The following is a 23,887-nucleotide window of genomic DNA, read 5'->3' on the forward strand; positions in this document are numbered from 1 at the left end:
TAATACATTTTAGGGGGAATAGATGTGAAGAAAATCGTTACGATGTTACTTTCGCTTCTACTGCTAATCGGAATCGTTGGCTGTACAACTACTGAAAACAGTTCATCTAATTCAAATAGTGGTAGTGATGGCGATAGTCAACAACAAGGGACAAAAGTACTTAAGCTTAACAATGGGAGCGAGCCAACATCATTTGATCCACCGATCGGGTTTGATAGCGTATCTTGGAATGCGCTGAATAACTTGATGGAAGGTATGACGAGACTTGATGAAAATGATGAACCACAACCCGCTACGGCGAAGGAATGGGACGTATCAGAAGATGGTAAAACATATACCTTTCATATTAGAGAAGATGCTAATTGGTCTAACGGTGAACCTGTAACAGCGGAAGATTTCGAATTTGCTTGGAAGCGTCTTGCTAACCCAGATACTGCATCACCTGCAGCTTTTCTAGCGTACTTTATCGAAGGCGCAGAAGCGTATAACACAGGGGAAGGTACGGCTGAAGATATGATGGTCAAAGCTGTAGACGAAAAGACATTCGAAGTAAACCTTAGTAGTCCTGTAGGTTTCTTCCCTACACTAATTTCTAATCCAGCATTCTTCCCTGTGCATAAAGAAACAGTTGAGCAAAATCCAGAATGGCACACAGAAGCAGATAGCTATGTAAGTAATGGTCCGTTTAAGTTATCAAAATGGGCTCATGACACAGAATTTGTTTTTGAGAAAAACGAAGAATATTGGGACGCAAAAAGCGTAAACCTTGATGAAGTTCATTGGGCGATGGTCGATGATACGAACACAGAATATCAAATGTTCAAAACAGGAGATCTCCATACTTCTGACGTACCATCTGACTTGAGTGAGCAATTATTCGATGAAGGAAAAGCGCAAGTAGAAGATCAATCTGGAACGTATTTCTATCGCTTTAATACAGAAATGGAACCATTCCAGAATGAAAATATTCGTAAAGCATTTGCGATGGCTGTAGATCAACAGCAAATTGTAGAGTTTGTTACGAAAGGGAAAGAGAAGCCAGCGAAAGGTTTTGTTGCTTATGGCTTTGAAGATCCAGCAGGTGAAGACTTCAGAGATGTTGGTGGAGACCTAGTAACAACAGATGCATCAAAAGCAAAAGAGCTATTAGAAAAAGGAATGGAAGAAGAAGGGTATGACACGCTACCTGCAGTAACACTAACGTATAATACGAGTGATTCCCATAAGAAGATCGCTGAAGCACTTCAACAAATGTACAAAGAGTCACTTGGAGTAGATGTAGAACTTGCAAACCAAGAATGGAACGTATTCTCAACTGAGCAGAAAGCATTAAAGCTACAGTTTTCTCGTAGTTCATTCCTTGCAGACTATGCTGATCCAATTAACTTCCTAGAAAGCTTCCAGACTGGACATTCGATGAATAGAACAGGCTGGAGCAATGAGAAGTTTGATAGCTTGATTGAACAAGCAAAGAATGAAACAGATGAAGAGAAGCGATTCGAATTGATGCACGAAGCAGAATCTATTCTATTTGAAGAAATGCCAATTTTCCCAATTCATTACTATAACCATGTTTACTTACAGAGTGATGATGTAACAGGAATCGTTAGACACCCTGTAGGATACATGGAGCTTAAAACAGCTGATATTAAATAGTGAATAGAGCCGGGTGCCCTTGCGCCCAGGCTCTTTCTTGTAATGGAAGGTCAAACTTATAACGTATTGGAGAGTTTATCAATGAAAATCAATGATATTGAAACATTTATAGTTAATGCTCCATTAAAAAAGCCATTCAAAACTGCACTTCGTACTGTTACGAATGCCGAATCTGTTATTGTAAATATTACTGCAGGAGATCAAATCGGATGGGGGGAGGCACCTCCGACACTCGCAATCACAGGAGAAAGTATTGAAAGTGTAAAGGCAGCAATAACAAATGCCATCGCTCCTAAGTTAATCGGATTAGATTTATCATCTTCGGGTTATATCTTTGATGTTCTTCATACCTCGTTAGTAGGGAATACAAGCGCAAAAGCTGCAGTGGATATGGCTATTTATGACCTTCTTGCAAAGAAGTCTGACATGCCATTATATCAATTCCTTGGAGGCTATCGTGATCAACTCGAAACAGATTATACAGTTAGCGTCAACTCCCCAGAAGAAATGGGTGATGACGCTGTTCAATACATAGATGAAGGTTTCTCAATATTAAAAGTAAAAGTTGGAAAAGATACGATTCATCGAGATATCGAAAGAATAATAACTGTACAAAATCGGACGAATAACAAAGCTATTATAAGACTGGATGCTAATCAGGGTTGGACGGCCAAAGAAGCGATTTATGCAATTAGAAAAATGGAAGAGGAAGGGCTTCAACTTGACCTCGTTGAACAACCTGTTCATGCAAGTGATATAGAGGGACTTAAAAGGGTTACGGATTCAGTAAGTACACCTATAATGGCAGACGAAAGCGTATTTTCACCTCATGATGCGTTGAAAGTGATTATGTCGAGAGCAGCGGATTTAATAAATATCAAACTTATGAAAGCAGGAGGGATTCATCAAGCGTTAAAAATAAACGCAATTGCAGAGAGTGCAGGTATTGAATGTATGGTCGGAAGCATGATCGAATCTAAAGTGGGAATAACCGCTGCGGCGCATTTTGCAGCAAGTCAAAGAAATATTACGCGATACGACTTTGATGCCCCTCTGATGTTTAAAGAAGAGAATGTTGAAGGTGGCGTCACATACAACAAAAGTATGATAACATTTAACTCACAGAGAGGACTCGGTATACATTCTGTCAAACAAGGGGGATTGGAAATTGGAATTAACTAAAAAAACAATTTCTGTTACAGTAGCAACTTTGTGGTCTACTCCAGATAGCGCTCGTCCAATGGACGATAAAGCATTACATAATCCTGTAGACCTAGAGGGTTGGTTAGATGAGCTTCCATATTCACCAAGACTAGAACTTTGTGACAATAACCTCGTTCAATCGCAGGTGTTATATGGTGAAGAAGTATTAATAGTAGAAGAAAAAGATAATTGGTCACATGTTATCGTTCCATCTCAGCCTTCTTCAAAGGATAGCAGAGGATATCCAGGATGGATTCCAACAAATCAATTATCCAATGAAGTTTATGGAGACAAAAACGCCACTGTAATTGTCAATAAACACGGGGCGGTTTTAACTTCACCTAATATGAAAACCACACATCACCTTAGTTATCAAACACGCCTTCCACTTCTAGAAGAAACGGGGGACGATTTTCTTGTCTGGTCTCCTCATGGGGATAAAAAACTTAAAAAGAGAGATGGAGTAATCACTCCGAACGATGTTATCACTGGTAGTGGCGAAGACATTGTGAAAAACGCTGAACAATTCATTGGTCTTCTTTATTTATGGGGAGGGATGTCATCTTACGGATATGATTGTTCTGGATTCAGCTATAATATGGCGCGTACGATCGGTTGTACCATTCCAAGGGATGCATCCGACCAGATGAAGTCAGGAAAGGTTATACAAAACAATGAATGGGAAAAAGGGGATTTATTATTCTTTGCCTATGAACAAGGTAAAGGAAGCGTACATCACGTTGGCATCTATTATGGCGATGGAAAGATGATTCATTCTCCGAGTACTGGACGCTTTATTGAAGTCACTCCTCTTAAAGGAACATTGTATGAAGAGGAGCTCTGTGGTATCCGCAGATACTGGGAAAATTGATGTTGGATTTCAGTATGATCTCAAACAAAGTAAAAGACTGTTTTATTGGTCTTGATGGGAATCATTCAATATTTGTTACCACACCTGACGGAGAAATAACATTACTATCAGATCAACCAGTTTCTTCAGCAAGTATCATCAAAATTCCAATTATGATTGAAGTATTAAAACAAATAGATTCAGGAACGATTCATTTGGACGACAAGATAACGATTGAACCTCATAATATTGTCGATGGAGCAGGAGTCCTATCACATCTTTCAGATCAACATACTTGGACCGTTTCAGAATTAATCACATTGATGATTATAAGTTCTGACAATAGCGCAACGAACCAGCTGATCGATTTAGTAGGTATCTCATCTGTTAATTTCACGATGAGGAGCTTAGGGTGTTTTCATTCAACGTTGATGAGAAAAATGATGGATCATGATTCTGTTAAATTAGGACGAGACAACTTGATGAGTGCATGCGATACAGTCACATTATTGAAAGAACTTTATAATGGCAATACCTTATCCATGCAATCTAAAGAATGGGCAAGATCAGTGTTGTCCAATCAACAATTCCAAGATAAATTCCCATCAAAAATCAATCGTAAAGCAATCGGTCAGCTAGCTCATAAAACAGGCGAACTAGATGGGATTGAACATGACGTTGGAATATTGGACACGCCACATGGACCAGTCCTATACGCTTTTCTTACTGCAGGATTAATTGAAAATCGATATGGAAGAGAAGCGATCGCTAACGCAGGCAGATTACTATACGATTACTTTAACGAAAAAGTATAATAAACTAAACGATAAACACCGTCGGTTTGGTCTTACCCCTGTCAAGTAGACAGTATAAAAAAACTACGCTGCCAACGCGTGTCGATATTCAATCGGCGCGCGTTGTTTTAATTTCTTTTGAAACCGTCTGTAGTTATAGTGGTAGATGTAATCTTCGATTGCTTGTCTGATCTCGTTTTCTGTTTTACACTGATTGATATACAATTTCTCTGTTTTGAGATGCGAAAAGAAGGACTCTATGCAGGCGTTATCCAGGCAGTTTCCTTTGCGAGAGTGGCTGCCCTTAACGCCATATTCTTCTATTCGTGTGTTGTATGCCCTAGACGTATACTGAAAGCCTTGATCCGAATGGAGAACGGCTTCAGTTACGTCTTTTTTCTTTGTCCATTGGGAAACAGTATCTATTACAAGCTCCAAACCGTTGCGTTTAGAAAGCTGCCAGCTTACGATCTCATTGTTGAATAAATCCTGAATCACGGATAAGTAATAGAATCGTTTACCATCTGATACATAAGTAATGTCCGTCACCATTTTCTGATTCGTTCCCTTGGCTTTAAAGTTACGTTTTAGCCTATTCGGATAGACCACAGATGGCGTATATCCATGTCTTTTTCTCTTTTTACGAATCACCGATTGAATGCCCATCTCGCTCATCAATCGATACACTTTTTTGTGATTGATGTGGTAACCACTTTCTTTCAATAAACGTGTCATAGTAGGATAACCTGTTTCAGGATGAAGAAAATGAATCCCCATCATATGCATTTGGATGTCATGATCTTGATTGGCCCTTTCTTCACGCCTTACTTTACTGGATCTCCATTTGTATAGCTTGATGGTTGTAGAGAAGCAATCTCTAACAACCAAGAGACAGGCGCTTTCTTCCTTAAGTCTTCCACGGTTTCATACTTTATTTTTTGCGTGATTTTCCCTCCTTTTCGAGATTTTGATACTGCTTTTTTAAGTAATCCACCTGCGCTTTCAGGTAATCTCTTTCCTCTTCAATTGTTTTAAATTTTGTGCGTGGCCTACCTTGAATAGGGCTTTCCCCATTGCGACCTCGGGTATCAAACGGCTCACCGTTCTTCCACTTCCTCACCCATACTTTAAGTTGTGTATTATTCTTTATTCCCAATTCTTCCGATAGTGCTTTGTAACTTTTAGAACCGTTAATGTACTTCATCACGGCATTATGTTTAAACTCGTCTGTATACTGCTGAAACATTTGTCCTTTTTTAGCCATAGAAAAATCCCCTCTAAGTATCATTCTTTCCTCCACCATACCATGAAGGTTTTTTTGAATGTCTACTTAAAGGGGATAATATCAGTTTGACGGTGTTTTTTTTTATGAGCCAATTTGAACCCTTGTACCGATAGGAATTGTGCGAGAAAGTTCTTCAACATCACGATTTTGCATTCGAATACATCCTCTCGATACATATTTCCCAATCGAAGAAGGAGCATTCGTCCCATGTATACCATAATGTTTCTTAGATATACTCATCCACATTGTTCCAAACGGTCCGCCAGGATCTGGCGCTTTATTGATGATGATAAAAGATCCAGAAGGTGTTTCGTGAAGCATACGTCCTACACCAACAGGGTATACCTTAACGAGAGACCCATTTTTATAAAGTGACAACGTTCGGTTTGTTAATGATACATAAATGGAAAAAGGAAACGTAGCAGGATCGGGAAACCCAGGTATAACAATAACTTGATCAGGGTAGATCAGATTCGGATCTGGCAGCGAATTGCTTTGTAGAATTTCCCATAATTGTACACGATAATCCTCTGATATAGATGAAAGTGTCTCACCAGGACGAACGATATGCTCCAAGATATCAAACCTCCAGTAGGAATAGTAAGGAAAGGGGCGAATTCAATGAATATCATTATTATTTCTGATACGCACATGCCTAGGAAAGGAAAGAGTCTACCTCTTTCACTCGTGAAAGAACTCGAGCAATCAGATCTAATCATTCATGCAGGTGATTGGCAGACGCTTGATGTCTATGAAGAATTAAAACAGTATGCTCCCATATCAGGCGTATATGGAAATGTTGATGATAACGACATAAGAGAGCGATTTGAATTTAAGGAGATCATAGAATGCAGCTCCTTGAAGATTGGAATTACTCACGGTCATGGGAGAAACAAAACAACCGAAAAACGCGCCGTCGATTTGTTTGAAGATGATGATGTTGATGTTATCATCTTCGGTCATTCTCATATACCTGTTCATAAAGAGTATGATGGAAGAATAATTTTTAACCCTGGATCTCCAACAGATAAGCGGCGACAGCCGATGTTTTCTTTCGGAAAACTGACCTTTACGGAGGGGAAACCTTTTAAGTTAGAACATGTTTATTTTGACGATCGTAAGGATCAAGAAACATAATAATTGAACAAATTGAACAACGACTGTATAATGTTTGTATAACATATGTGCGAGAAGGGTTATCCGGAAGGGGAATTCAAAAATGAGTAAAGGTAAGAACGTAATTGTAATAGGAGCTGGTCCGGGCGGATTAACTGCAGCCATGCTGCTAGCTAGTAAAGGGTATGCAGTATCCGTTTATGAAAAACAACCATTTATAGGTGGCCGAACATCCTCCTTTGAACGGAATGGTTACACATTCGATCGTGGTCCTACCTTCCTAAATATGCCCCATATATTAGAAGAAGTGTTTGAACAGTCTGGTAGAAATGTTCATGATTACCTGGATCTAGTCGAAGTCGATCCGATGTATGAATTAAAGTTCGGTGACCTTTCATTTTTCCCGACTAGAAAGAGAGAGGAAATGGTTGAACAAATTGAAACTTTGTTCCCTGGAAATGGAGAAGGGTATAGAAGGTTCATGGAGCAAGAAAAGGAAAAGTTCCAAGCTCTTATGCCTATATTGCAAAATAAGCATGATTCTTTAGTAGATTATGGAAGATGGCGCTTTCTTAAAGCGTTACCGAAATTAACAGTAACGGAAAGTGTATATGAACGACTTGCAACTTATTTTGATGATGAGCGCCTTCGTTTATCTTTCACGTTTCAAGCTAAATACCTAGGTATGTCTCCATGGGAATGTCCAGGTGCGTTTACGATCTTATCTTATATGGAACATGAATATGGTATCTTTCATCCGATCGGAGGAGTGAACCAAATTTGTGAGTCCATGGCAAGAGTTATTAAAGAAGAAGGTGGCATTATTCACACTGGAACACCTGTCAAAAGAGTTCTGCTAGATGGAAAAACGGTACAAGGTGTAGAATTAGAGGATGGAAATGTTGAGTATGCAGACGAGGTTATCATTAATGCAGACTTTGCACATGCAGTGAATCATCTATTTCCAGCTGGTAAAGCAAAACGATACTCTCCAGAAAAAATGGAAAAGAAGAAATATTCTTGCTCTGCGTTTATGCTCTATCTCGGTGTTAACAAATCTTATGATTTATCGCACCATACTGTCGTTTTTTCTTCTGACTACAAGAGAAATGTCGAGGAGATCACAAAACAAAAGGTCCTATCAGAAGATCCATCGATCTATATCCAGAATGCTAGCGTTACTGATAAAACGTTAGCCCCTGAAGGGAAATCGTCCATTTATATACTAGCACCAGTCCCCAATAACTTTAGTTTAATTGATTGGGAAAAGCATAAACATGAGTTTAGAAGACTCGTATTAGACCAAATCAGAAATAAAACTGGTTTCAAAGATTTAGAAGATCATATTGAAGTAGAAGAGATGTATACCCCGACCGATTGGGAAATCGATATGAACGTGTACAAGGGAGCTACATTCAACCTTGCTCATAACCTGCCTCAAATGATGTTTTTCAGACCACCTAATCAATTCAAAGAATTCGATCACTGTTGGCTAGTTGGTGGAGGGACACATCCAGGAAGTGGGCTCCCTACAATTATGGAGTCTGCAAGAATTACGACAAACCTCCTTCATCAAGAGAATAGAGACCTAGAAAGGAGCAGCTCATGAACATAGGTATTGTTGGCGGTGGTATAGGTGGCATGATGTCTGCTCTTATGCTTGCTAGAAAAGGTCATGAAGTAACCATACATGAGAAAGAGAAGACACTAGGAGGAAGACTTGCCTTCGTGGAAAGAGATGGTTACAAGGTTGATAAAGGGCCGACAATCGTCTTACTTCCTGAGATGATTTATGAATTTCTTGAAAAAGCTGGCATTGGTAAAGAGGAAGTCGAAATGATCCGCTGTGACCCTCTCTACCGAATGATCTACCCTGATGGTTCAACTTTTACCAAAACAAGTGATATTTCTAAACAAATAGATGAGATAAAAGCAATGTTTCCTGGGGAAGAAGAGGGGTTCATAAATTACTTATCTGATATGAGAACCAGGTTTGCAAAAGGAAAGAAAGCTTTTCTGGAAAAGTCATTTATCAACAAAAAAGACTTCTTTACTTTTGAGAACATAAAGCTTCTATTAGAATTGAAAGCACACCAAACGGTCCGCTCACAAGCATCACAATATTTTAAAGATAAGAGGTTACAGGATGCCTTTTCTCTCCAAACCCTATACATAGGGGGAAATCCTTCTGGCTCTCCAGCTCTTTATTCTTTAGTACCGTTCAGTGAGTATGAACATGGCATCTGGTACATCAAAGGTGGTTATGCAAGTCTAATTCCACTTTTGGAGAAGCATTTACGAAAAGAAGGAATTGAAGTTAAGTATGAATCTTCAGTAGAGGAATTAATGTTAAATCAAAAAGATTGTAAAGGAATTCGCTCCTCAGATGGTGAATTTTATTATGATAAGGTAATCTTTAATGGTGATTTTCCTATGATTCACAATTTGATCAATACAAAAAAAACGCCTAAGTATAAACCTTCATCTGGTTGCTTACTTCTCTATTTTGGCCTCGATCGTATCTACAACGAAGTCGATATTCACCAATTCTTCATGTCTGATAATTTTAGGATTCATATGAATGATGTATTCAAACATGGTTCAGTTTCAAAAGAACCAGCCATCTACACATTCCATCCTTCAAAAATCGATGACACTTTAGCTCCCGAGGGAAAAAGTGTTTTATATGCACTTGTACCAGTCCCATCTGGAAAGGATTTGAATTGGAAGGATAAAGAGAAGTTGGCCGAAGGTATCATCCAAGTATTAGAAGACCGAGGTTTCCCTGATTTGAAAGAAGCAATACAGTGGATGGAAATTAGAACGCCGGTGGATGCTGAAGTGGACGGTTTATTTGAAGGAGGAAGTTTTGGGATCGCACCAACATTAACTCAGTCAGGCGCATTCCGTCCTCAGGTCAAGCCTCTTGAGTATAATAACCTTTATGCAGTTGGAGCCTCTGTTCACCCAGGTGGAGGGATCCCAATCGTGATGCAGGGAGCAGATTTGTTAGTACAAGAAATAGAAAGGGTGTGAGTGAGAATGCTGAACGAAGCGTATAAACATTGTGAATCTACTATAAAACATCATTCTAAGACATTCTACAAAGCTTTTTCCTTACTACCTTCAAACAAGAAGAAAGCAGTGTGGGCTGTGTATAGCTTTTGTAGGAGAGTTGACGATATCGTAGATGAGGGGACAGATCCGGAAACTGAGCTTTCTCTATTTCGGTCTCAATTTTCACGTTTTCTGAATGGTGAAAAGCTAGATAAGGACCCTATGTGGATTGCTCTTCATGATGTGTTTCAGCGGTTCTCGATGGATCCTCAACCTTTTCATGAAATGATTCTTGGCCAGGAAATGGATCTGTACAAGTCTCGATACAAAACGTTGAATGAACTTGAACATTATTCTTATCACGTCGCGAGTACGGTGGGTTTGATGCTTTTGCCTATACTAGCACCTAAGAGGGTAGATGTGCTAAGAGATAGCGCGGTTTCTTTAGGTATCGGTATGCAAATCACGAATATCTTAAGAGATATTTCTGAAGATCTTGACCGAGACCGAATTTATTTGCCCTACGATGAAATGAAAGATAGTGGTCTTAGTATCGATGCCCTCTATAGCCGCACAGTAACACCTGAATTTATAAAACTATGGGAAACGCTAGCTACTCACGCCGATTATCATTATGAAAAAGCGTTTTCTACCATCGATCAGTACCCACTCGATGCTAGATTACCAGTTAAAAGTTCTGCTATTTTTTACCGTGCGATTCTTCAGTCAATTCGTAAAAAAGGCTACAATATCTTTGACCAACGAGCATATGTGACGGATGATGAAAAAGAGCAATTATTATCTGCAATAGGTGGAAATTGATAGATCTACTACACCCCCTCTATTTTCGAATCGAGGGGGTGTAGTAGTATCTAAATGATATGCAAGTATCGTTTTCTAATTATTCGGAATATGGTAGACTTAATTTCATCTATGTAGTGCGTTTCCATAGAAAGAAGGGGGATTGAAATGAGTACTATTTATAATACGCTAGATACACTTTATAGCGAAATGGTGGAATTAAGAAGGTACTTTCATCAGTATCCTGAGCTATCCTTTAAAGAAGTACATACGCCAAAATATATTGCTGATTATCATCGTAAATTAGGTCATGACGTCCGTGAACACGTTGGGGGTAGAGGAGTTGTAGCAACTCTAAAAGGAGGAAAGCCAGGAAAAACAGTAGCATTACGAGCAGATTTTGATGCGCTCCCGATTCAAGAAGAAAATGACGTTCCTTACAAATCGAAAGTCGATGGCGTTATGCATGCCTGCGGTCATGACGGACATACGGCGACCTTACTATGCCTAGCAAAAGCATTCAATTCGATTGGTACCCAACTAGAAGGGACAATCGTCTTTATCCACCAACATGCTGAGGAATACCAACCAGGTGGGGCGATTGCTATGATTGAGGATGGTTGTTTACAAGGTGTGGATGTGATATTCGGTACACATCTATGGGCAACTGAAGAAACTGGAAAGATCATGTATAAAGAAGGCCCATTTATGGCGGCAGCAGATCGTTTTGAATTAGAAATTATAGGACAGGGTGGGCACGGTGCGCAGCCACACTTAACAAAGGATAGCATCGTAGTTGCTTCTCAACTAGTTACGAATCTACAGCAGTTAGTATCAAGAAGAGTAAATCCTTTGGACTCAGCCGTTTTATCCGTTGGATCATTTGATGCAAGAAATGCATTCAATGTAATTGCAAATAAAGTTCGTTTAGTAGGGACTGTGCGTACTTTCAAAGAAGATGTGCGAGAGTTAATGGAAAAGGAACTTGAGCGTGTAGTGAGAGGGACCTGTTTGACTGCAGATGTAGATTACGATCTTAAGTACATTCACGGTTATCCAGCAGTAATAAATCATAAAGTAGAAACAGAATTAATAAGAGACATTGCTAGTAAAGTACCAGATGTTAAAGAAGTGAGCGAGCATGAAGCACAGATGGGTGGAGAAGACTTTTCGTATTACTTGCAGCACGTACCAGGCACTTTTTTCTTCACTGGCGCACGAAATCAAGGTGCTGACCGAGTTTACCCACATCATCATCCCAGGTTTAGCATAGATGAAAAAGCTATGCTGATTGCGGCAAAAGTTATGGCAACAGCAGTTTTATCATATACAGAATCTAAAGAGAAAGAAGTATCGCATGATTAGAGAGTAAACGAACAAAAACGCGCTTATAACAAGTGCGTTTGAGGAGGGAATCTAATGAGAGAACCTACCAGAATGACATGCTCCAAGTGTAGCGGGTCTGAACTAGGAAAGGGGAAACATTCAGGTTATGCAGTAATGTCTCCGATGAAAAAGACACTAAGCTTTGGGTCAGAAATTGAATACATTCTATGTACTGATTGTGGCTTTATAATTGAAAGCTACGTGAAAAATCCAGAGAAGTTCAAAAATACACGATAAAACGTTAGAGGTGAAAAAGAAGAGCTAGGAGGTGGATGACACCATTCCAAGCTCTTTTCTCCGTATAAGGATAAGCAAAAGCACACGCAGTAGAAATGCTACGACAAGGTTTGTGAAATAATGTGCTTTGCAACATTACTTCCGCTTATCACTACCATAGGAGAACCGCCACCAGGGTGAGTACTGCCTCCAGCAAAATAGATGTTCTTGATATCTTTAGATTGATTAGAAGGACGTAAAAAACTATTTCTAAGAGAATTAGAAGAAATACCATACAACGCGCCTCGGTAGGCATGAAAACGATTCTTGATTTCATTTGGACCGATTATTTTCTCTACAACCTTATGTTTCCTGATAGGCAGGCCATACCTCTCAAGTTTGTTATAAATTCTTTCTTTATAGTCTTCGATCGAAACCTCACTTTGCTTACCAGTAGGAGGTGCATTTACAAGAATAAAAAGATTATCACCATCAGGAGAGACTGCAGAATCTGTATAAGAAGAGTTCGATATGTAGATCGTCGGATCCTCAGGCCAAATCCCATCGAATAACTCTTTGAATTCCTTTCGATAGTCTTTGGAGAAATAAACCTGATGATGAATGAAGTCTAGCTTCTTTGACAGCCCCACCATAATTACGAATGCAGATATAGAAGGTGATAATGTCGTAACATCGGCGTCTCTGAAAGAAGGTCTATGCTCTTCAGCCACAAGGGAAGGATAAACTTCTAACAAATCTCCGTTGACGATGACCTCGTCAACATCATGGACCACTCCATCCTCTATTTCGACCTTTTCAGCTCGATTACTTCTCATATGGATTTTCGTAACGGGTGTTTCAAAATGAAAGGTAACACCAAGTTCGATTGCTAGTTTTTCCATCGCCCGTGCAAGAGTTGTGTTGCCACCCTTTATGTAATAAACTCCTTGGACCATCTCAAGATAGCCGATCATCGCAAAAGTAGCGGGTGATAAGTAAGGTGATGAACCGATATAAGTCGAATAGCGATTAAATGCTTTCAGCACGAGAGGGTTCTTAAAGAAACGCTCATGAAAATGGTTCATCTTTTCTAACGGCCTTACTTTAAGCACCGCTTGAAAAAGGGATGGAGATAAATAATCTTGCCACGATGTAAACATCCGTGGGAAAAACGATGTCTTCGATAATCGGTACAATCGATCGACTTCACTTAGATACTGATCGTAGTGCTTTGCAGCATAAGGATCTAGCTTCTCGAACTGCTTGATCATAACGTTAGCATCTGTGCTCATCAAAAAGGAACTACCATCGTGATCAATATTTCTTGTATGGTGATCAAGTTTAATCCATTCGAAATAATCACGAGGATTAACTCCCGCTTCTGTGAAGACAGTATCAAATACCTCTGGCATCGTCATCGTGTTTGGACCGAAATCGAAGTTGTAGGTGCCCATCGTGAGTGGCATCATCTTTCCGCCTGGGTACGAGTTTTTCTCATAAACATCTACTTTGAATCCTTGGCTTGCTAGCTTAATAGATGCAGCAAGCCCTCCGAGTCCTGCACCAATAATCGCAACTTGTTTCATGAATAAGTTCTTCCTTTCCAGACATAACCTTTTTGTTTTAATCCTCTCATCGTCGAGTTGATCAATAGAAGCATAAAAGCAAGAGCACTTAGTGGCATGAATAGAGATAGTCTTATTGATTGATTTGTTATCCAATCAACCCAAGCTTTTTGAAGTGTAATGAGTAAGTAAGGGAAGAAGAGAGTAAACATTGGCATACCTTGTATATAACTCATGAGTCCTAAAAGTAATAAAATGAATGGAAGAACGTAAAACACTCCATAAAAGAGAAATAGAAAGATTACCAATAGCAGCGATCGTCCAAGGCCTGGGAAGAGGTTCTTCGTAAATCCTTCCCAAACATCTTTGTTTGAACGGTACATGTAGCATGTTGTATACGTCGTCACATTAGCTAGAAGAGAGCGGTATCCATGTGCTTTAAAGGCTCTGGAGAGGTCTACATCATCAACTAGACTATTATGGATCGCTTTATGCCCGTCAATCATTTTATATTCCCTATGTTTAACAAGTATGAATGCACCATGAGCAGCAGTGAAAGCAGGTCGTGTAGTCCAATTTGCCGGCAATAAGGGTAAATGGAAGTGCACGACAAAATGTTGCAAGGGTACTAGAAGTTTCTCAAGCCATAACGATACAGGAAAAGCCGGGAATCCAGACAGCATCGATGCCTTCATCTTTTTTATCAAAGTTAATGTAGATTGAATGGTATCTCGGTGTAATCGAATGTCTGCGTCGATAAACAATAGGTAGTCTCCCTTTGCCCGTTCACTCAGCTGATGACAAGCATACACTTTACCATTCCAAGTAGGAGGTAAATCGTTCCCTTCTAAAATAGAGAAACGCTCATCCCCTTTTGTAAGTTCAGTTAATAGCGTTAACGTTCTATCTGAAGAGTCATCGTCAAGCAGAATAAACTCGACATTTGGGTAAGTGAGTTTTCTTAAGTTGGTGATTAAATCAGGAACGTTATCTTCTTCATTACGAAGAGGGATAAGAATGGAGACGAGCTCATCCTTATCCCTGTAGGATTTCCCTTTAGGTAATGCCGGCATAAAGTAGGAATTAATCATTGTCCATCCGAGGAAGGCTGCTAGAATAATAATATACATCAGTAACATTAGACGATCACCTTTTCTTCCGAAGACAATTCGAACGTTTTTACGCTTTTTCGGTATGCGTAAAGTAATAAGTAGGTTGGGAGCCCGGTAATTGTCACTGCGAGCCACAATTGATCAAGAAGCCCGAGGAAAATAAACATCCCCATCACCATCCCGAATAAGGCGGCCATTCTATGTTTCCAGAAAATAAACGCTTCTCGTGAAGCGATTTTATTCCTAACGAATACTGGATATAAGAGAAGGTGGAATAATAAAGAAACGAAAAACCAGCCTGTAAAGTTTTGCATAGGTACTTCGTAATAAAAACTAGTCCCTTCCCATCCCCAGTACCCTTTAACAAGGTAAGCAACTGGATCAATGATTAAGTCGATAAGAACAGCGATGAGTGCACCTACGATCGAATATGTCATCCACTTTAGTAGAGAATGGTTCATCTTCTTTAATAATTCAATAGAAAGAACATGAGTAACAGCAACTACCATCACCCATGCGAAACCGATCCCGATTGGAACATCAACAACCTTAAAACCAAAGTCTCCTGAATAATTGTATTGACCAAATATCCAACCGTAATGTACACCTAGTGATTCAGCTGCCATACTCAAAGTAAAAATGAGTATGGATATGGAATACCCGATGGGCTTTCCGAACGTTCGAATGAAATAGAAACCCGCTAACACTCCACAAAGAATAAGAAAGAAAGCATTAGCCCATTCGAGAAAAGGGGGGAGGAGGTCGAAACCAACCAATACAACCCCACACCCATACCAGAAAATAAATAGTTTAAAAACGAGCTTATCTAGTTCGTACATGAATGAAGATCCTTTCTTAGCCAGTTTGTTCTTCAGATAGTTTAAGATCTTCAGCTATTAAATCAGCAGTTAGCTGACCTGATAAAGTTACCATCGGTACGCCGCCTCCAGGGTGTGTAGACCCACCAACGAAATAAAGATTCTGTAATAGAGAGCTTCTTGAAGGGATCTTGAAGCCTCCATTTACTTTACGATCAGTTGCAACACCATAGATTGACCCGCCATTTGAACCATATAGATCTTTGATGTCGTCTGGAATAAACTGATATTCAAATTCGATCGACTCTCTAAGACCATGCATTCCCATTCGTTCTAATTTGTCGAGAACGATTTCTCTGTATCTACCACGGTATTTTTCAAAACTCTCACCATCTTGAAGAGGAGGGACGTGAGTTAATACAAAGAGATTTTCTTTTCCTTCAGGTGCCTGACTAGGATCCGATTTAGAAGAAATGCCAATGTATACAGTTGGATCATCAGCCGGAACCCCTTCATCAAATATTTGCTGAAACTCACGTTTCGGATCTTCAGAGAAAAAGAAGTTATGGTGCTGTAGATTATCAAACGTTTTATTAACCCCAAGAAGTAGAACGAGGCCAGATACAGTAGGCGTATATTTCTTAAGTTCTTTTTTCACTTTATCCGCGCCAGGCTCTTTGTTCAGTATCGTTTCATGAGCTGGGATCCCTTCAAGGTTACTCACGATCAGGTCAGCTTCCATCACATGACCACTAGATAACTGGACTCCAGTTGCTTTCTTATCTTTCGTGATGATCTGAGTAACTTCCGTATTCACTTGTACATCAACATCTAGCTCATCTAGGAGTTTGAGCATTCCTTTTGCAATATTATACATACCGCCTTCTACATAGTAGATACCGAGCCCGAGTTGAACATAAACGAGCTGAGAAAGGATAGCTGGAGAGTGATAAGGAGAAGAACCAATATACATAACAAAAAAGTTGAACAACTGACGAAGGTGCTTGTCCTTTAAGTATTTTTCGGTTGCCTGGTTCATCGACTTCATAGGGTCCATCGATAACAGATCCTTAAAGCTATGGAGCTTTTGCATATCTTGAATCCCAGAAAGACTTTTACTATAAAAGCTCTTTAAGCTGAGATCAAACATCGATTTACAATAATCCAAATAAGCGAGGAAGTTCGAGTAATCTTTTTCAGATTGTTTATGTACCTGTGATAGCATGACAGCTAAATCACTTGTAACATCGATTTCTTCACCGTCTTCGAAAAACGTGCGCCATTGGGGTTCGATTCGAGTAATGTTCATATAATCACTTAAGTTACGATCAGCGCTTTTGAAAAGCTTTTCAAGAACCCATGGCATCGTTAGAATTGAAGGACCTGTATCAAAGTTAAACCCTTGCCCAGATCTTTTGTTCAATTTACCGCCAGGACGTTCATTTTTCTCTAGAACCGTTACATTGTGTCCATCAGCTGCTAGACGAATCGCTGCAGATAATCCACCTAGACCAGCGCCAATTACAATTGCATTTTTTCTCATTTCTAATCTCCTCCTCATTGTAAAAAAGCTCTTTGCATCGACTTTTTTTACTTGCGACTGTATAGTGTAAGTATAACCTTTGTGAAAGTAAGATGACAGTCATGGTGTGTTTTGTACAAGATCCTCAAACTTATGACTGAACTATTACCTTAAATGTAAGACTGTAAACAAATAATGAAAGTTGGGGAGTCCATGCAAGTATTTTACCTTTCAATAAGTGGATTGATTGCAGCGAATGTAATTGCCTGGTTAACTATACATGTTTGTCTCTCTTATTTCTGTTTGAAGGTCCCAGATTCCTTCTATGAGTCGAGGAACCTTGATCATCGCATGAAGAAAAGGGAAGCTAGTCTATACGATAAAATGAAAATTAGGTCATGGAAAACGGTTCTTCCGGATGGTGGAGGTGTTTTCAAAGGAGGATTTCGCAAAAAAGAGCTCAACACTCTAACTGTAACGTATGTCTCGAAATTCATCATCGAAACGAGAAGAGCGGAATTCAATCACTGGATCTTAATACCACCATCTCTTTTGTTTTTTCTCTGGAATCCCCCATTAGTAGGCTGGATAATGGTTGCCTATTCCTTAGTTGTAAATATACCTTTTATCATGATTCAACGATACAATCGATTCAGATTAGAACTAATATTACCTAAACTAAAGAAAAAAGAGCAGCGTAGGAGGTCATCAGTTGAAACATATGGAACATGATCAAACAGAAAGAAGAAAGAATGAACATATCGACATTTGTCTTACCGAGGAAGTTGAAGGACAAGGAATCAGCACTGGATTAGAGAAGTTTAGATTTAAACATCGAGCATTACCTGAAATTGACTTTGCTGAAATCGATCTCTCAACAGAATTCCTCGGCAAAAAAGTTTCCTCACCTTTTTTAATCAGTTCGATGACTGGAGGAACCAAACGTGCATGGGAGATTAACCAGCGTCTAGCAAAATCTGCTGAAGCAGAGGGGTGGGCACTTGGTGTAGGCTCTATGCGTGCAGCGATACAGGAAGCGCGATCCGTTTATTCATTCGAAGTAAGAAAGCTTGCTCCCTCGATCCCGATTTTTGCAAATATAGGAGCAGTTCAGCTAAATTACGGATTTACGATAGAAGAATGTAAAAAGGCGATCGATCTTATTGAAGCCGACGGGCTCATCCTCCATGTTAATTCTCTTCAAGAAGTGTTCCAACCGGAAGGTGACACAAACTTCAAAAACTTACTTCCCAAGATTGAAGAAGTAGCAAAAGCACTTGAAGTACCAATCGGGGTAAAAGAAGTAGGTATGGGGATCGACAGTGAAACAGCCACAAGACTAATGGAAGTTGGTGTAGACTTCATCGATGTAGCCGGAGCAGGAGGAACGTCATGGATCAAGGTTGAGAGCTACCGTTCTCACCAGACATTAAGAGAACAAGCAGCGGAAGCTTTTAAAGGATGGGGCAATGCGACGGCGGAATGTTTGATCGAAATTCGAAAAGACCTGCCTAATATGCCGTTGATCGCAAGTGGCGGGTTAAAGAATGGTGTCGATGCGGCGAAGAGTATTGCTCTCGGAGCTGATCTCGCAGGCTATGGTCGTGCTCTTCTTCATAACGCAGTAGATGATAGTGAACAGGCTCTATCTGATCAGCTTAAGAGGATACGGTTTGAGCTGCAAACTGCGATGTTTGGTATTGGTGCTTCATCCATTGCAGAATTAAAACAAACTCAATCATTGCGTCAATCCTAGCCGGGGAATTTCTCCGGCTTTTTGTATAGGTCCCTTTTCCATGCACAAACTAATCCGTAAAAGGGGGGAGAAAATGGATTGGCTTTCGATACTACCATTTGTAGTGGTAATCCTGGTCGCGATTAAAACAAAGCTCGTTATACCTGGATTAACAGCAGGATTATTAACAGCATCTTTCATACATAAACCAAGTCTTATTGGAGGATTAGAGCAGTTTTATCAGTTTATTATGAGTGGTCTAAAAGATGAAAGCAATATCAAAATCATCATCTTTTTATACATGTTTACAGGTCTTATCGGTATGATGAAATATACAGGTGGAATTAAAGGATTTGTTCAAACAGCATCAAGTAAAATTAACTCGAAAAGAGGAGCGTTGTTTTTAACTTGGCTTTCGACGCTAGGAACGTTCAGCGCACCAAGCTTCCGTATCGTCACGGTTGCTCCTATTATGAAGGCACTATTAAAGAAAGTGAAGATGACGCCACAGGAACTCGGGTTTGTAATTGAAACAACGGCAACACCTGTCATTGTGCTTATTCCAATCGCCACTGCTTTTGTAGGCTACATGTCGTCCGTCGTAGACCTTTCATTAAAAGGACAAGGTCTTGAAGGAGACGGGTACCGATTATTTATAGAAAGCATCCCCTTTAATTTCTTCTCAATAGCGATTATAATAATTGGTTTTTATTTAAGTTTTTTTCACCACAATAAAAAGCCAGCTACTGATGCGGGGAATCTTGAAAAAGAAATAGATGATAAGTGGGAAGATTGTCACCCTGTCGTATCAAGAGACCTCCCAGCTAAAACGATAAACCTACTGGTTCCTCTAAGTGGGGTTATTCTTCTAACGCTTTTACTTACGTATTGGAGTGGATATGAAAAAGGGTTTACAGGGCTCATTGAAGCGTTTATCGAAGCTGATGTGCTAGATGCCATGGTGTTTGCGCTCCTTACAACTGTATTATTGACGTTTGTTTTTTATTTGTTTCAAAAGTTCTCTCTGAAGAATCTCGTTACATTCTTTATTGAAGGTGGAAACGATATGATGGCTGTGATCGTGTTACTCACAGTGGTATGGGGACTTGCTTCTTCAGCAGAAGCATTAGGATTCTCATCCTTTGTTACTACGAATTTAAACTGGATACCTGCTTTATTCGTGCCACCTGTCTTGTTTCTTGTCGGGTCATTTATTTCTTACTTTATCGGTTCCTCATGGGGAACATGGGGGATTCTCATGCCACTTGGTATATCGCTAGGTGCAACAACGGGCACTCCATTACCTCTTGTTATTGGAGCGGTTTTTGCAAGTGGGACATTTGGCGCATTTTCTTCACCACTTAGTGATAACACGAATACAATAGCTAAAATTCTCAAACTAAATACGATGGCTTATGCAACATTCAAGCTCAAGCCAGCGTTAATAGGTGCTGCAGTGTCAGCAATCGGTTATTTTGTCGTTTCTTTTATTATTTAGCACACTAATGTAAGCTTTTCTATTGACACCTAGCAGTACAACCTTTAATATTGTCATTAACTTAATAATCCTTTTTAAAGGATCTTCTTATTCAGAGAGGTGGAGGGACTGGCCCTTAGATACCTCGGCAACGGATTCCTATAGATTTTATACGGGAGCACCGTGCCAATTCCTGCGGCGAAAGTCGGAAAATAAGAAGAGGCGATCGGTATAACCAACCCTCTTCTGTTCGGGCAGATGAGGGTTTTTTTATATGCACTCCTCATCAAACGTTTTTATTAATAAAGGAGTGAATGAACGTGAAATTAGTTTCTAAAGACGAAGAGAAAAAACAAATGATGATTAAAAGTCTTTTAGGACAAGGAATTTATAAGAAAAATAATAAACAGCTCTATATGTTATCTCTGAGTGAACTCGAAGACATATATACAGAACAAGCTGGCCAAAATAAAAACGACACTTGGAGAAATGGAGTGGAAACAATGGAACGAGCAGTATTCGCAGCAGGATGTTTTTGGGGAGTAGAAGCACTATTTCAGCAGTTAAATGGGGTTACGTCCACTTCAGTTGGATTTACAGGCGGAAAGACAATTGACCCTTCTTATGAAGAAGTTTATAAAGAGTTAACGGGGCATGCAGAAGCTGTTCTCGTAGAATATAATCCAGCAATCATTTCATATGATGAATTGCTTCAAGTCTTTTTTGAAAACCATAACCCAACTTCATTAAACCGTCAGGGGGAAGATGTAGGCACTAGATATCGCTCAGCTATTTTTTATAGTTCTGAAGAGCAAAGAACATTAGCAGAAAAAGCGAAAATCGACCTTACCACCTCAGGAAAGTTCAAAAAACCGATTGTAACTCAAATTGTACCTGCTACAAATTTCTATAGAGCAGAAGAGTATCATCAAAGCTACCTTGCAAAGCGTGGCCAATCTTCTTGCAAGATTTCATAAAGAAGGCATTTCCTCAATCGAGGAAATGCCTTTTTTCTTACTTTATTCTTGATTAACACCGATGTGATCTAAGAATAGTTTACCGTTTTTCGATTCATCGAACATGAAGGTAATGGAGGTGAGTTCCTCCGGTTGAAAAGCGCTGTTTTCATTAATAAACGTCGTCATCGGTATATTAAAGGTTTGTAAAACAGGTTCCGTAGGATCACCAAAACGTGCTTCTTCATAATATGTTGTTTTCGTATGCTGGATTGGAAGGACAGGGTGCATTCTCATAACATCACTTAAAAGGACACTAGCTGATTCCCCATTTTCAGAAGTAGCCACAATCCGAAAATCTACTTCAACTTCTTCTTCAGAAACATTTGCTGCTGTGAAGGTTAAGGCACTATTATTTTTGAATGAATACGGGTTTTCTAATTCCTTTTTAAACGAAAGCGAAAAAGAACCATTCTTAGAATAATTATGATTCCACTTTAGATAAACACCATGATTATCTCTAACTTTACTTCTTCTATATTCCAATTCACCTTCATACCATTGCAATAAACCATCTCCGGAAAGCTCGATATAAGGAGAGGAGGCCGTAGTTACATCAACATCCTCTTCAAAGTTACTAAAGATATGATACGATGGATCTTCATATTTACTAATATAGGTCGTTTGCGGTAACCATTCTAATGCATACCGATAGTCTTCAAACATTGGCACAAAAGATGAATCATCATGAAGGGTAGCTTCTAAAAAACCTGAAACATACGTCTTCGCTATTTGTCTCTGTTCTGCTCCTTCTAGCAGCGGCTTTTTATTTAATAAAAGTGTGAAAGGAAAATATGTGTCATTGTCCCCCCAAGTAGTATTAAACTGACCATGGTTTGCACGATCCACATAAAGGGCAGCTTTCATGATATCTTTGCTTCCGGTTATAGAGATACCGTTGAATTGCCGATCTCCTTCAAATTCAGAAAGATCACTATCGTATGACCCATGTAGGATTAAGTAGTTCATATCATCCAATTCAATTTTCCGATCTGCTATCGTATGATAATCCGTCGGTGCGATTGCAATGACGCTTTTGATATCGTAATCAAAGTCAAACCGTTTATATGCGTTGTTTGGATAACGGTCTAACTTATTGAATTTTGCAGCGAGAATAGCTGCTTGTCCGCCTCGTGAATGGCCAGTGAGTGCAATGTTCTCGAAATCAACTTTCTTATAGAACGGCGTCTGTTCGTCTTTAGATAATTTTTCAATTTCTTTTAGATGACTTAGCAGCATCCACGCTCTTCCGTTAATATCTCCGCCTAAGCCACCAGACCATGATGAGTTTAGGAAGTTCTCATCCACTGAAACAGTAATAAATCCTCTACTCGCAAGTAATTCGCCAAGATAACCATACCCTTCATCTGAAAAGTCTTCCATCTTATGATTACCGTGAACGATCAATACTAAAGGAAATTTGCCGTCACCATCAGGCATCCAAACCCTACCATTGATAGGAAGGTTTGTATCAGTAAAACCCCAAAACCATTCACGATGTTTCGACCATTCACCAATAAGGGCTGATCCGTTTACAGATGAAGTTTGAACGTCTACGTTTTCAGAAAAAACGTCCCTATGTTTGTCTGTCCCACTTCCGTAAGTAAACGTATTTACTTGATAGTCACCTTGCAAAGAAGGGTTTTCACTTACTGGAGAGAGTTTCTGCTGCTGAACATTTAATCGTTCATCAGTGATTCCAGGTATGAAGAGCCAATAAAAAAAGATTCCAGTTATTAGCGTTCCAATCGTTAGCATAAAAATAGAAGAAGGTTTCTTCATTCCATGAACAATCGGGTATCCAAAGAATCCTCCGATGACTACGCCAGTACCTGCAATTAAATAGGCAAGAGGTAAAATATTTTCAAGAACTTTAAACTGATCCAATGTATAAATAATTAGTCCGATCGACACGATTAGCGACGTTATTAAAAACACCGGAAGCTTCATGAATATGCGAACTAAGAGATTAACGATGTAAAAGATCACAAACGTACCAACTACACTGAGGAGTGAGAATATGAGAACATCGATTCCTTTGCCAAGCCCGGTATGGAAATCGAAACCTATCAAGAAAATAAGAAACATCGTCATGAACAATGCTCCATAGGAAGCACCTTTCCACATTCGATGGAAAACAGTTCTAATGTGATTCGACAAGGTTAAATAACTCTTTTGGAGAGCGTTTTTCTTACTATGTACAGTGCTGCGTCGTTCATAATCATGCTGTTGTTCCAAAGATACCCTCCCTTTCTTTTTCTCATTCCTTCATTATATC

Annotated in this window: 21 protein-coding genes and 1 riboswitch; of the genes, 13 read left to right on the forward strand and 8 right to left on the reverse strand. The window is 39.5% G+C overall.

Annotated features, from left to right (window positions below; translation table 11 throughout):
* Positions 1-24 precede the first annotated feature (24 nt).
* From LCM09_RS13145 to LCM09_RS13160, 4 genes are all read left to right on the forward strand, one after another.
* The gene (locus LCM09_RS13145) at positions 25-1,656 is read left to right on the forward strand and encodes a peptide ABC transporter substrate-binding protein (protein ID WP_318246516.1); all 1,632 of its coding nucleotides are present in this window, start codon (positions 25-27) and stop codon (positions 1,654-1,656) included.
* Positions 1,657-1,737: 81 nt separating this feature from the next.
* Positions 1,738-2,838, forward strand: a complete 1,101-nt coding sequence (locus LCM09_RS13150; protein ID WP_224882493.1) for a dipeptide epimerase — start codon at positions 1,738-1,740, stop codon at positions 2,836-2,838.
* The gene (locus tag LCM09_RS13155; RefSeq protein WP_224882494.1) at positions 2,825-3,730 is read left to right on the forward strand and encodes a C40 family peptidase; all 906 of its coding nucleotides are present in this window, start codon (positions 2,825-2,827) and stop codon (positions 3,728-3,730) included. Before LCM09_RS13150 ends, LCM09_RS13155 begins: the two co-directional genes overlap by 14 nt.
* A complete protein-coding gene (locus LCM09_RS13160) occupies positions 3,730-4,524 on the forward strand; it encodes a serine hydrolase (protein WP_224882496.1) in 795 nt (264 codons plus the stop codon). The genes LCM09_RS13155 and LCM09_RS13160 overlap by 1 nt, the downstream gene beginning before the upstream one ends.
* 63 nt (positions 4,525-4,587) lie before the next feature.
* Here LCM09_RS13160 and LCM09_RS13165 read toward each other — a convergent pair whose 3' ends face one another.
* The 3 genes from LCM09_RS13165 to LCM09_RS13170 all read right to left on the reverse strand — a co-directional run bounded on the left by LCM09_RS13165 (position 4,588) and on the right by LCM09_RS13170 (position 6,367).
* Complete coding sequence (locus LCM09_RS13165; RefSeq protein ID WP_404800822.1) at positions 4,588-5,391, reverse strand: IS3 family transposase; 804 nt, start codon at positions 5,389-5,391, stop codon at positions 4,588-4,590.
* Positions 5,392-5,434: 43 nt separating this feature from the next.
* Positions 5,435-5,767, reverse strand: coding sequence for a transposase (locus tag LCM09_RS20985; RefSeq protein ID WP_404800823.1), 333 nt, complete (start codon positions 5,765-5,767; stop codon positions 5,435-5,437).
* Positions 5,768-5,869: 102 nt separating this feature from the next.
* A complete protein-coding gene (locus tag LCM09_RS13170; protein ID WP_404800834.1) occupies positions 5,870-6,367 on the reverse strand; it encodes a L,D-transpeptidase family protein in 498 nt (165 codons plus the stop codon).
* A gap of 42 nt (positions 6,368-6,409) precedes the next feature.
* Here LCM09_RS13170 and LCM09_RS13175 point away from each other — a divergent pair, with 42 nt between their 5' ends.
* From LCM09_RS13175 to LCM09_RS13195, 5 genes are all read left to right on the forward strand, one after another.
* Positions 6,410-6,925 carry a metallophosphoesterase family protein gene (locus LCM09_RS13175; RefSeq protein WP_224882499.1) on the forward strand — a complete coding sequence of 172 codons (516 nt, stop codon included), beginning with the start codon at positions 6,410-6,412 and terminating at the stop codon, positions 6,923-6,925.
* An 82-nt stretch (positions 6,926-7,007) separates the two neighbouring features.
* Complete coding sequence (locus tag LCM09_RS13180; RefSeq protein WP_224882501.1) at positions 7,008-8,513, forward strand: phytoene desaturase family protein; 1,506 nt, start codon at positions 7,008-7,010, stop codon at positions 8,511-8,513.
* Positions 8,510-9,940 (forward strand): phytoene desaturase family protein, encoded by a 1,431-nt coding sequence (locus LCM09_RS13185; RefSeq protein WP_224882502.1) that lies wholly within the window; start codon positions 8,510-8,512, stop codon positions 9,938-9,940. Before LCM09_RS13180 ends, LCM09_RS13185 begins: the two co-directional genes overlap by 4 nt.
* Before the next feature lie 6 nt (positions 9,941-9,946).
* Positions 9,947-10,783: a phytoene/squalene synthase family protein gene (locus LCM09_RS13190; RefSeq protein WP_224882504.1), complete on the forward strand. Its 837-nt coding sequence runs from the start codon at positions 9,947-9,949 to the stop codon at positions 10,781-10,783.
* 147 nt (positions 10,784-10,930) lie between these two features.
* The gene (locus tag LCM09_RS13195; RefSeq protein WP_224882506.1) at positions 10,931-12,127 is read left to right on the forward strand and encodes a M20 family metallopeptidase; all 1,197 of its coding nucleotides are present in this window, start codon (positions 10,931-10,933) and stop codon (positions 12,125-12,127) included.
* A 356-nt stretch (positions 12,128-12,483) separates the two neighbouring features.
* Here the strand turns inward: LCM09_RS13195 and LCM09_RS13205 are convergent, their stop codons facing one another.
* Genes LCM09_RS13205 through LCM09_RS13220 form a run of 4 tightly spaced genes read right to left on the reverse strand, consistent with a single transcriptional unit; the run spans position 12,484 to position 17,402 of the window.
* On the reverse strand, positions 12,484-13,950 hold the full coding sequence (locus LCM09_RS13205) for a phytoene desaturase family protein (RefSeq protein WP_224882507.1): 1,467 nt from the start codon (positions 13,948-13,950) through the stop codon (positions 12,484-12,486).
* Positions 13,947-15,068, reverse strand: a complete 1,122-nt coding sequence (locus tag LCM09_RS13210; protein WP_224882509.1) for a glycosyltransferase family 2 protein — start codon at positions 15,066-15,068, stop codon at positions 13,947-13,949. The genes LCM09_RS13205 and LCM09_RS13210 overlap by 4 nt, the downstream gene beginning before the upstream one ends.
* Positions 15,068-15,880, reverse strand: a complete 813-nt coding sequence (locus LCM09_RS13215; protein WP_224882510.1) for a carotenoid biosynthesis protein — start codon at positions 15,878-15,880, stop codon at positions 15,068-15,070. The genes LCM09_RS13210 and LCM09_RS13215 overlap by 1 nt, the downstream gene beginning before the upstream one ends.
* 16 nt (positions 15,881-15,896) lie before the next feature.
* The gene (locus LCM09_RS13220; protein WP_224882512.1) at positions 15,897-17,402 is read right to left on the reverse strand and encodes a phytoene desaturase family protein; all 1,506 of its coding nucleotides are present in this window, start codon (positions 17,400-17,402) and stop codon (positions 15,897-15,899) included.
* A gap of 192 nt (positions 17,403-17,594) precedes the next feature.
* Between LCM09_RS13220 and LCM09_RS13225 the strand changes: the two genes are divergently transcribed.
* The 4 genes from LCM09_RS13225 (at position 17,595) to msrA (ending at position 21,570) form a co-directional block, all read left to right on the forward strand.
* The gene (locus LCM09_RS13225) at positions 17,595-18,113 is read left to right on the forward strand and encodes a glycosyl-4,4'-diaponeurosporenoate acyltransferase CrtO family protein (protein ID WP_224882513.1); all 519 of its coding nucleotides are present in this window, start codon (positions 17,595-17,597) and stop codon (positions 18,111-18,113) included.
* Positions 18,103-19,137 carry a type 2 isopentenyl-diphosphate Delta-isomerase gene (fni, locus tag LCM09_RS13230; RefSeq protein WP_224883061.1) on the forward strand — a complete coding sequence of 345 codons (1,035 nt, stop codon included), beginning with the start codon at positions 18,103-18,105 and terminating at the stop codon, positions 19,135-19,137. The genes LCM09_RS13225 and fni overlap by 11 nt, the downstream gene beginning before the upstream one ends.
* Before the next feature lie 73 nt (positions 19,138-19,210).
* Positions 19,211-20,614: a Na+/H+ antiporter NhaC family protein gene (locus LCM09_RS13235; protein ID WP_224882514.1), complete on the forward strand. Its 1,404-nt coding sequence runs from the start codon at positions 19,211-19,213 to the stop codon at positions 20,612-20,614.
* Positions 20,615-20,698: 84 nt separating this feature from the next.
* Positions 20,699-20,812: riboswitch (SAM riboswitch) on the forward strand.
* A 101-nt stretch (positions 20,813-20,913) separates the two neighbouring features.
* A complete protein-coding gene (gene msrA / locus LCM09_RS13240; RefSeq protein ID WP_224882516.1) occupies positions 20,914-21,570 on the forward strand; it encodes a peptide-methionine (S)-S-oxide reductase MsrA in 657 nt (218 codons plus the stop codon).
* A gap of 42 nt (positions 21,571-21,612) precedes the next feature.
* Here msrA and LCM09_RS13245 read toward each other — a convergent pair whose 3' ends face one another.
* Positions 21,613-23,847, reverse strand: coding sequence for a hypothetical protein (locus tag LCM09_RS13245; RefSeq protein ID WP_224882518.1), 2,235 nt, complete (start codon positions 23,845-23,847; stop codon positions 21,613-21,615).
* Positions 23,848-23,887: the final 40 nt, after the last annotated feature.

Source organism: Guptibacillus algicola, from assembly GCF_020171805.1.
Classification (GTDB): Bacteria; Bacillota; Bacilli; order Bacillales; family Guptibacillaceae; genus Guptibacillus; species Guptibacillus algicola.